We start from the raw sequence: 9,675 nt of genomic DNA, 5'->3' as shown, positions 1-9,675 counted from the left end.
CTGACCTACTGCCGAAGAAACGGCCTTGTCGGCGTTCTTCCCGCCCCATCACGCCCCGTTGTTCAGAGCCCTCCTAGCCGCCAAGCGGACCGGACGCGGCCGCGCGCTTGGGCCGGTTCAGCGGGCCCAGGTCTGGCAGGCGATCTGGGAGTTCGAACAGACCCTTACCCAGCAGGGCGTGTGGACGCACGAAACCGTCCGCCGCGAGGCGACCCGGCTGCTGGAGGACTCGTCGGCGAAACCGTTCCGCCACGTCATCATCGACGAAGCCCAGGATCTCAGCCCGGACCAGTGGCGGCTGCTGCGCGCCTCGGTCGCCGAAGCACCCGACGATATTTTCATCGCTGGGGACACCCATCAGCGCATCTACGACAATCGAGTGAGCCTGCGCGAGGTCGGGATCAACATCGCCGGCCGGTCGTCGCGGCTGAATATCAACTACCGCACAACCGCCGAAATACTCGGCTGGAGCCTGGGCTTACTGCGCGGCGAAGCGATCGATGACATGGAGGGCGGTCTGGACTCTATCGCTGGCTGCAAGTCCTATGTGCACGGGCAGCCGCCGACACTGAGTGGGCACCAAAGTGCCGAGGCTGAGGCAAAATTCATTGCCGCGTCTGCCAAGGAGTGGATCGACAATGGAATCGCACCTTCAGAGATCGGAATCGCCGTTCGCGCCAAGTGGTTGACGTCGAAGATCGAACATGCACTCAAGGCGGCCGGGATCGACACTGTCGACCTCGCGAAAGCTTCGGATGATAACGATGCCGCCCGCATCGGCACCATGCACCGCATGAAAGGCCTGGAATTCCGCTGCGTGTGTGTCGCCGGTGTCAGCGCCAAGCTGGTGCCCGCGGCGAACGCCGTCACCCCGGTCGAGGACGACAAGCAAACGCATCAGCAAGATTTGGAGCGGGAGCGGTGCCTGCTCTTCGTGGCCTGTACCCGCGCCCGCGAGGAACTGCTCGTCACCTGGCACGGCGAGCCCAGCCCATTTGTGACCGCACTTGAGAAGAACTGAACAGGAGATTTCGAATGACACGCCTGTCTACGCTGCTGGACGAAATCGATTCCGGCGTCGTGCTTCTCCCGGAGTTTCAGCGCGGATACGTGTGGAACCGCGACCAGGTCCGCGGCCTGATGCGGTCGCTGTACCGCGGCTACCCGGTCGGCGGATTGTTGATGTGGGAAACGATGTCGGAGGACATCACCGTGCGGGGCGCCGCGGTGGGTAGTGGCACCCGACAACTGCTGCTCGACGGTCAGCAGCGCGTCACGTCCTTGTACGGGGTCATCCGCGGCACGCCGCCACCATTCTTCGAGGGCGAAAAATCCGCGTTTACCGGGTTGTACTTCAATGTGGAGACGGAGTCCTTCGAGTTCTATGCCTCCACCAAGATGGCCGGCGACCCGACCTGGGTGAACGTCACCGAGTTGTTCAGCAAGGGACCGACGAAGTACCTCAGAGCCTTCCCTGAGGTCGATGACGATGACACCCTCGACGCCTATATTGACCGGCTGAACACGATCACCCAGATCGCCAACCGCGACTTCAACTCCGAGAAGATCACCGGCACGGGCAAGACGGTCGATGAGGTCGTCGACATCTTCAACAAGGTGAACTCCGGCGGCACCAAGCTGTCCAAGGGCGACCTCGCCTTGGCTAAGCTCTGCGCGGAGTGGCCGGATGCACGAAAAGAGCTGCGGGACCACCTGGACCGCTGGAAAAAATTCGGATTCCGGTTCTCACTGGACTGGTTGCTACGGAACGCAACGGCGGTCGCGACTGGCAGGGCGTTGTTCTCCTCCCTTACTGACGTATCCGCCGCCGAATTCGAGACAGCCCTCGGCAAGGCGGCAAACCACATCAGCACTTTCCTCGATGCGGCTTCCGGGCGCCTGGGTCTGGACCACGACCGGGTGCTGATGGGCCGCTACGCGGCGCCTGTCATCACGCGGCTGCTTCAACTGAACGGCGGCGGGTTCTCCGACAGCACACACCGCGACAAGGTTCTTTACTGGTACATACATTCCGCACTATGGGGTCGGTTTAGCGGTTCGACGGAGACCTACCTGCAGCAGGATTATGAGGCGGCCGAGCGGGGCGGTGTCGACGCACTGATCGCGACATTAGAACGTGTCCGAGGCGGGCATCTGACTATCGGGCCCGACGACTTCGCGGGCTCCACCCGGGGTTCGCGGTTCTATCCGATGCTGTACCTACTGACCCGCGTCGATGGCGCCCGCGACTTCGGCAGCGGGTTGGAGTTGCGGGCCGAGCTATTGGGCAAACTCACGTCCCTGCAGGTGCACCATATCTTTCCCAAGGCACTGCTACGCAAGCACGGATTCGACCGCAACGACATTAACGCGCTCGCGAATTTCTGTTTCCTCACCCAGGACACCAACATCAAGATCGGTATGCGCGATCCTGCGGAGTACCTTCCAGAGGTCGAGGCCAAGCATCCGGGTGTACTCGAATCCCAGTGGATTCCGACCAATCCTGACCTGTGGCGGGTAGAACGCTATTCCGAATTCCTGGCCGCTCGCCGCAATTTATTGGCCGCATCAGCGCAGTCGTTCCTGGTGGGCCTGCGCAATCCTGAGGGGCCACACGACGATCTGATTATGGACCGTCTACAGGTCGCCGACGAGGTCATTGACGACCCCCGCGGCGAGCAGCTGCGTGAACTCATCGCTGAGCTGAGGCGCAGAGGCTACGCCAAACCGGAAGTCGATGCGGAGATCCCGGACCCCGATACCGGCGCTGTGCTTGCGGTCGCTGAAGCCTTCTGGCCCAGAGGTCTTCAAGAGGAGCTAGGAGATCCCGTCGTCCTCGAACTCGACCCCGACGATGCCGATCTGGCTCGCCTCGAAGAATTGAAGATACGAGTCTTTACCTCCGTGGACGCACTGCTGCGGTTCGTCGAAAACGAGAGCGCAATTGCGGCCGGTGAGCCGGAAGAGCCGGCCGCCGAGGTCGCCAGCAGTCCGCAGATGAGCGATTTGGAAGCCGATTTCTCGCAACGGATGAAGGCCGTGTACGACCGCGGCCGTTCTGAGGCGGGGTACAACGCATCCTACTTACTGAGCATGCTTGCGCAATACGGGCCGCAAGAGACCGCGCACAAACTGCTGGCGTCCCCGGCAATCTCGGATGGGTTCGCCGAACTGTGGGAGCGTGGGCGGTTGGACCTGACCGTGGAAGCCCTGGTAGTTGAGCCGAAGTTTTCGGAGTTGTTCAGCGAAAACGAGATTTCGATTGCGCAGCGACGGCTGGCGCAGTTCGGCTACACCCCGTGAGGACACCTTATGAGTGAAATGCCATGACTGCAAACTAATTTCGTTATTCGAGATCGACAACCCAAGATGCAGGAGTAGCCGTGTCCGACGAAAGCCCCGACAACCTTCCGATGGCGGTCGAAAGTGATGAAGTGGAGGTATCGGTTCAGCCCGGCGGCCTCTTGGTTGCCGGCGATTCGGAAGCTGTCGAGGCCTATCTGTCACGCCTGCGGACGGTCGCCGGCAAGACTATGCGGGTGGCCGGCATCACCAAATCCTCGGTAACCAACGCAGCTGGCCTCTTGGCTGGTATGGCAGGAATTCTCGCGGATTCAGGGAAGTTCGTGCAGCTTCATCCCGACAGCGTCAACGCGCTGCGGGTGGGCAACTGGATTCCGGGAACTGACGGCTACTTCCGGATGATGACGCGTGGCGGCGATGGGATGTTCCTGCAGCAGCTGCAGTGGGCGCCGACACAGATTGCCCCTCCCCAGATGCTTGCCGTTCAGTTGATCGCGACACAGATGGCCCTCAGGACGGCGATCGCCGACGTCGAGAAAGCTGTGCGACGAGTCGAGGGCAAGGTCGAGTCCGTCCTCAACATTGCCCAGGCAACACGTGCGGGCGACGTGCTCGGCAACCACCTGTCGATCCGTCGGGCAACGGACTTCCTTGACACGCACGGCGAGCTACCAGATGCGGACTGGGATGCGCTGGCTGGCCTCGGACCCGCGCTGAATGTGACAATCGAGCAACTCAGGAACCACGTTAGCAGGATCCTGGACTCGTTCGATTCCGACCTTCCTGTACAAGACCGGGCGGCAAAACTCTGCGCAGCGGTCGATCAGAAGCAGCTTGGTGAGACCTTGAGCCTACTGGTGGTCGCAGAGGATTCTCTATACCGGTGGCAACTCCTCCGATTGGCCCGCGTCGGCCAGAAGGAGCCGCAGCATCGACAGCGGGTACTCGACGATCTCAACGAACTGATCAGTCATCAACTTGCCGAAGACGGCAAGCTGTACCGTGAAGCAAAGCGCCTCCTGGACGACTTCGCGAAACCGGCTGCCATTGAGGGGTTCCGCTTTCGCAAAGTGCGGGAGCTTGCGAAACACCGTTCACACCTTCGCGACGAGCTCGACCAGTTCGCCCAGGCCCGCCGTCACCAGATCGAGGAATGGTCGAATGTCGAAACACCCAGTGTGCTGGACGCGGCGGAAGCTGTGATCGATGCGGTCGCAGACTCGGCGCTCAAGGCGGTCGGTGCGGCCGGACAGAGATTGATTCGCATCGGTGAGTACCTCACCGACAAAGCCCAGGCCGAGAAGCCTGAACCGGCGGTGGGCGATTCAGGCTTCTCTCCGACAGAGACCACGTGAGTCGCCATCCGCTTGCTGGATGCTGACCACCGCCTGCTCACCGAGAACGAGCCGTTGTCTCCGGTCACCTTCGGGGCGGCTCTGTATGGCGGGCTTCGCCCCGCCTCTTGATCCCAGTAAAGAAAATTCTCACAACGACGGCGCCGCCTTGAACCGTTCAGCCTGCTGGTCACCACAGCCCGGTCCGTGGCGGCGGACGGGAGCGCCAGCGGACGGGAGCCGTCACGGCGTTGACGTCAGGCGTGTGGCTCGACGAGAAGCGTGATGAGTTCGCCAGCGGCCCTGCCTAGATGGTCGAGGACGGCACGGCCCTTCTCGGCGCTGGCTCGCGAGGGGTAGCCGACGACTCCGCTGTCGGTGTACGCGCTCATGCCTACGGTGGTCAGATGCCTGCGGTCGGGCGCGCTGTGGTCAGCACTCTGCCATCCGTCTCGGACGTGGCCAGGATGTACAGCGAGCAGGATTGATGTTTCGAGTTCGCCAGCGTGCATGTCTTCGTAACTCGTGCTGGTGATGCCGGCGGCTTCTCGGGCCTCTGTCCAGCCTTCCCGACTCGGAAACAACCCGACACGGATATCGCGCTTGGTGTTAACCTCTTGGACCACATTTGACAGCACGTAGTTGCCACCGTGTGCGTTGATAATGACGAGGCCGCGGGTTCCCTGACGATTAAGAGAGTCGATGAGGTCCGCGACGATGCTGTTCAATGTGGTCGCGCCGATGCTCACCGTCCCCGAAAACTCCGAGTGCTCATGCGAGCATCCGAAGGCCAGGGCAGGGAGCTGAAAAACGTTGTGCCGTAGGCTGATCGAATCGGCGATAGCTGTTGCGATCAATGTGTCGGTGAGCAGGGGAAGGTACGGGCCGTGCTGCTCGAATGATCCGACCGGAAGCAGCGCCACCGGGGCCCAGGTGCAGCTGTCCTCGGTCGTAGTCGTCGGCATATCCAAGCCGATCTCTCTTTGGTCTTGAGTCACAGGTTCACGTCTCCCCGCAACGTATCCTCGATCTTTGTACGTAGTGTTTGCAGGGGCAACGTCGTTGTTGCTCTAGCGCGGTCACGAATTACCTTGCGACACTGGCGTAATTCACGTCGCGTCCGATCTGATGGTGCCGATAAGTACGCGTTGATCGTACGCGAGAGCAATTCGACTGCAGTGTGGTAGTCGCCGACAATGACCGTCGCTCGGAGCAACCGAGCCGACGCCACAGCGAAATCGCGACGCTGGCTGCCAGGCCAGCTCCCGTAGTGTTCGTGGAGTAACGCCAGGGCGTTCGCCGCATCGCCGAACATCATCAGCCCCGAGGCGACCTCACCGGCAACATAGGCGGGCGAGGCGTAGATCGCGTGATCGTCAGGAATCGGCTCGACCTGTGCAATGTGGATTGCGTGGGCAGAGAGCCGGGCGAAGCTCTGTCGGTCGTGATCCGCAGCCGCCGCAAGCGCTTGTTGACGCGCAATGCTTGCGGCGAGCCGACCCACCGAGATCCCACTGATGAGTCTTGCGGCGTCATCTGCCAGTTCGACCGCAAGGCTCGGGTCGGACTGCAATATGATGTTGGATCGCCGCATGAGGACGGTAGCTTGCAACGACGGGTCCGATGAGCGGAGGTGATCTTCTGCTCGTCTCGTCAGCTGCAGCGCTTTCACTGGGTCACCGCTGTCCTGGGCAATCCAGCCACCAAGCTCAGCGATGCGTCCAGCGGCCTTACGCATCTCGGGACGCACCGCCGGCGGAGCAGCGCGGATGAGTTCCTCAATCGTGGTCAGGTCACGGTCGACAAGCTCGCGGGCGTACGCGGGACCAAAGACGTGCTCAGCTCGAATGTGCGCCGCACGCTGTTCCAAGATCACGGCCAGCACGTCGCTGTCAAACTCAGTCTGTACCAACAGCGGACGCGGAAGATTTGTGTCGACGGCCAGGCCGAACAGGCGGTCCTCGTCCTCTTGGAGCGCTTCAGCCAAGAGCCCCCTCCACAGTGGGCCGGGCTGACGCCCCCGTTCGAACTCCACGATTTGCCGTCGCAGCGAATCACCATCGATGGACTTCAGCCGCTGCTTTGCTCGGACACGTGCGACTTCAGCGGCTAGGTCGACCTGGCTCCAGCCCCAGTCGGTACGCGCAGCACGCAGTCGCTGCGCGGCAATTGGGCGTAATGCTGCGGCGTCTGCCACAAGTCGATTCTCCCCGACCGCGACCGCCAATACCTGGGCCGTCGAGCGCGAATTTGGTCTCCCCCCATCTCCCTACGGCTCACTTACGCAGTCAGCCGGCGCACTGGTGTTCTGACGTTGTGGTGACCGCCACGCGCAGAAGATTCCAGAACGGGAGTAAGACCAGTGAAACTCAAGATTGATACAACCGGAGTGTCGTTCGTTTGCACACGCGGACCCGAGCAACGCGTCGCCTTCGATACCGGACAGCCGCGCATCGACCGGGAAACGGGCCGGCCCCTGTGGCAGGTGCAGCTGATGGCCCTCGACGTTTCGGGCGCCGAAGTCATCGCCGTGACAGTCGCCGGCGACCCTGGCGTGACTGTCGCTCAGCCTGTTCAGGTTGACGGCCTGATCGCGTCGCCCTGGAACCAGGAGGGGCGAAGCGGAGTCGCATATCGGGCAGACGCCATCCGCGCTTCAGGTGCACCCCTATCAGGGGTGGTCGCCCCGCCGAAGACAGTCCCCCCGTCAGGTACGTCGGCCGGTCCGGGCAAGACGGCCGCCTGAGCGAGCTGATCGGGGACTGCATCACGGACCGCGGTCCAGCGGTGATGCAGTCCCCGATTCTCGAAGGAGAATGCAATGTTTGATTCCTCGAACAACCGTAAGCGGAACCCGTCAGGCACCACTGAATCGGACTGGGACGAGACCATCACGCTGATCGTCACCGGCCTGGCGAAAGGACTCGGGGTCCTCATCTGGTGGTCGTTGTTGTTTCCCATGATCAGCCTCCCACTACTGGTGAGCTTCTGGGTTGGCTTCCAGTACGCCCCGATCCTTGGAGGGCTCGTCGCCGTCGCGTCAGGCTCAGCCCTGGCCGCGTGGGCTTACTACTCGCCTGACTCGTTCGACGAATGGATTACTTCTAGGGTGCGATCTCGGTGGCGAACGTGGTGGATCTATCGGCACCGTTGGGAGGCCATCTGCACGCTGCACGGTCTGACGGCTTCGATGTCCGGACGCACGCTGGTGCCGGCGCTCCGGTCGGTATCGATTGGTGCGACTTGTGACGTCGCGGTCGTTCAGATTCTTGTCGGGCAGTCGGTGGCCGACTGGCAGAACAAGACGCTTGCATTGGCCGAAGCGTTTCGGGCTGAGCGGGTGACGATTCATTCCCGCAGACGTGGAGAGGTCAACATCACCGTGCATCACAACGACGCCCTAGCCTGTGTCGTTCGGTTACCCCGGCCGAGCCGTGAATCCCATGCTGACCTCGCGAACATCGATGTCGGTATCATCGAGTCCGGAACGCGTTGGAGTGTACCGGTTTTGGGACATCATATTCTGGTCGCTGGCGCTACCGGCGCCGGTAAGGGATCAGTTCTCTGGTCGATCATCTCCGGACTCGCACCTGGTATACGAGCGGGGACGGTGCGCCTGTTGGTGGTTGATCCCAAGGGAGGCATGGAGTTTGGCCGCGGCCAGCAACTGTTCGCCGGATTCGCCTACGACAATGGCGAGCGCACGCTGGCGCTACTACGGGCGGCGACGCAGGTCATGCAACAAAGGGCGCAACGGCTTCGCGGCCATACCCGCTTGCACGCTCCATCTAGCTCGGCACCGCTGATCATCGTCGTGGTGGATGAGATCGCCTCGCTGACTGCCTATATCGGTGATCGCAAAGTTCGTTCCGAAGTCGAACAACTTCTCGGGCTGTTGCTCTCTCAGGGCCGCGCTGTCGGGGTCTCGGTGGTCGCGGCCGTGCAGGACCCGTCGAAGGACGTGTTACCGATCCGGCAGTTGTTCTCCATGCGGATCGGGATGCGGATGACCGAGGCCACTCAGACCACCATGGTGTTGGGCGCCGCGGCCCGCGACGCGGGGGCGCTGTGCGACGAGATATCAACGGCAACTCCCGGCGTGGCGTATGTCTGCCAGGACGGACGTGCCGAACCCATCAGGGCGCGTGCTTTCCATGTCACTGACGCCGATATCGACTATCTCGCCGAGCACTTCCGCCCTTCGATCGGAAAGGCGGCACGGTGACTAACTCCGTGTCGGACATCCCATCGCTGCCGGATGCACCGGCCGGGGTCGACAACACCGCCGTACTGGCACAGATGGTGCGGCGGGCTGCATCTCCGAGTTTCGACACATGGTGGGATACCGCGGAGAGATGCGGATTCTGCGCGAGCCCAATCCGCTTGGGGGCCACTGACGAGTTCGGCAGACAGCATTACGTGCTGACTAGGTGCAACAACCGTCGGGCCACAGCATGTCCGTCATGCTCTGATCTGTATGGCCGCGACCTCTGGCAGCTGATCCACGCTGGACTCAACGGCGGCCACCACGGTATCCCCAGCACGGTGACCGATCACCCGCAGTTGTTCGTCACGCTCACTGCACCGAGTTTCGGTGCTGTTCACACCATCCGGGGCAACGGAACCTGCCACGCCGAAAGTCGAGGAGCTGCACCCTGCGGCCACGGACGAACCGACCGATGTGACCGCATACACTGCCTGGAGGATCCCGCCGTAGGGCAGCCGCTGTGCAGCGAGTGCTACGACTACGTGGGTCATGTTCTCTTCGCCTGGCACGCTCCCGAACTCTGGCGCCGATTCACGATCCGCCTCCGCCGGTCGCTAAGCCAAGCACTCAGAGCGCGCGGAGCCGACCCGAAAGGCACCAGGCCGTCCTTTGTCAAAGTCGTTGAGCTGCAACGGCGCGGCGTCCCTCACTTCCACGCCGTCATCCGACTCGATGCGGCTTCGTCTCCGGGGGATGGAGCATCCCGGGTTTGATGCACACCTCGTTTTGTGTGACCGGGGTGTCCGATCTGAACGGTGAGCGTAGTACCTG

General features: G+C 62.1%; 7 protein-coding genes and 1 pseudogene. 6 read left to right on the top strand and 2 right to left on the bottom strand.

What is annotated here, in order from left to right; translation table 11 throughout:
• Positions 1–67 precede the first annotated feature (67 nt).
• The 3 genes and pseudogenes from AWC07_RS06395 to AWC07_RS06385 all read left to right on the top strand — a co-directional run.
• Positions 68–1,021 (top strand): annotated as a pseudogene (locus tag AWC07_RS06395) (3'-5' exonuclease); the annotation flags it as partial.
• A gap of 14 nt (positions 1,022–1,035) precedes the next feature.
• A complete protein-coding gene (locus tag AWC07_RS06390; protein ID WP_085104998.1) occupies positions 1,036–3,303 on the top strand; it encodes a GmrSD restriction endonuclease domain-containing protein in 2,268 nt (755 codons plus the stop codon).
• 80 nt (positions 3,304–3,383) lie between these two features.
• Positions 3,384–4,658 carry a hypothetical protein gene (locus tag AWC07_RS06385; RefSeq protein ID WP_244187502.1) on the top strand — a complete coding sequence of 425 codons (1,275 nt, stop codon included), beginning with the start codon at positions 3,384–3,386 and terminating at the stop codon, positions 4,656–4,658.
• Positions 4,659–4,894: 236 nt separating this feature from the next.
• Here AWC07_RS06385 and AWC07_RS06380 read toward each other — a convergent pair whose 3' ends face one another.
• Both AWC07_RS06380 and AWC07_RS06375 read right to left on the bottom strand, forming a co-directional pair.
• A complete protein-coding gene (locus AWC07_RS06380; RefSeq protein ID WP_036417332.1) occupies positions 4,895–5,602 on the bottom strand; it encodes a creatininase family protein in 708 nt (235 codons plus the stop codon).
• 29 nt (positions 5,603–5,631) lie between these two features.
• A complete protein-coding gene (locus tag AWC07_RS06375) occupies positions 5,632–6,834 on the bottom strand; it encodes an NsdA family TPR-like regulatory protein (RefSeq protein WP_036417328.1) in 1,203 nt (400 codons plus the stop codon).
• 165 nt (positions 6,835–6,999) lie between these two features.
• Between AWC07_RS06375 and AWC07_RS28480 the strand changes: the two genes are divergently transcribed.
• The 3 genes from AWC07_RS28480 to AWC07_RS28475 all read left to right on the top strand — a co-directional run bounded on the left by AWC07_RS28480 (position 7,000) and on the right by AWC07_RS28475 (position 9,617).
• Positions 7,000–7,383 carry an SCO3933 family regulatory protein gene (locus tag AWC07_RS28480; protein WP_036417326.1) on the top strand — a complete coding sequence of 128 codons (384 nt, stop codon included), beginning with the start codon at positions 7,000–7,002 and terminating at the stop codon, positions 7,381–7,383.
• A gap of 444 nt (positions 7,384–7,827) precedes the next feature.
• Positions 7,828–8,862: an FtsK/SpoIIIE domain-containing protein gene (locus tag AWC07_RS06365; RefSeq protein ID WP_167380020.1), complete on the top strand. Its 1,035-nt coding sequence runs from the start codon at positions 7,828–7,830 to the stop codon at positions 8,860–8,862.
• 74 nt (positions 8,863–8,936) lie between these two features.
• Positions 8,937–9,617 carry a replication initiator gene (locus AWC07_RS28475; RefSeq protein ID WP_425271222.1) on the top strand — a complete coding sequence of 227 codons (681 nt, stop codon included), beginning with the start codon at positions 8,937–8,939 and terminating at the stop codon, positions 9,615–9,617.
• The last annotated feature ends 58 nt before the right edge of the window (positions 9,618–9,675 follow it).

The organism is Mycobacterium gastri (assembly GCF_002102175.1).
Classification (GTDB): Bacteria; Actinomycetota; Actinomycetes; order Mycobacteriales; family Mycobacteriaceae; genus Mycobacterium; species Mycobacterium gastri.
The sequence above is the reverse complement of the archived record's forward strand: the minus strand, read 5'-3'. Positions and strand labels throughout refer to the sequence as shown.

Bases quoted from the DNA above. Each gene is read 5' to 3' on its own strand.
- AWC07_RS06380 (WP_036417332.1), bottom strand. From the start codon at position 5,602: ATGCCGACGACTACGACCGAGGACAGCTGCACCTGGGCCCCGGTGGCG.
- AWC07_RS28475 (WP_425271222.1), top strand. From the start codon at position 8,937: ATGGTGCGGCGGGCTGCATCTCCGAGTTTCGACACATGGTGGGATACC.
- AWC07_RS06390 (WP_085104998.1), top strand. From the start codon at position 1,036: ATGACACGCCTGTCTACGCTGCTGGACGAAATCGATTCCGGCGTCGTG.
- AWC07_RS06365 (WP_167380020.1), top strand. From the start codon at position 7,828: ATGTCCGGACGCACGCTGGTGCCGGCGCTCCGGTCGGTATCGATTGGT.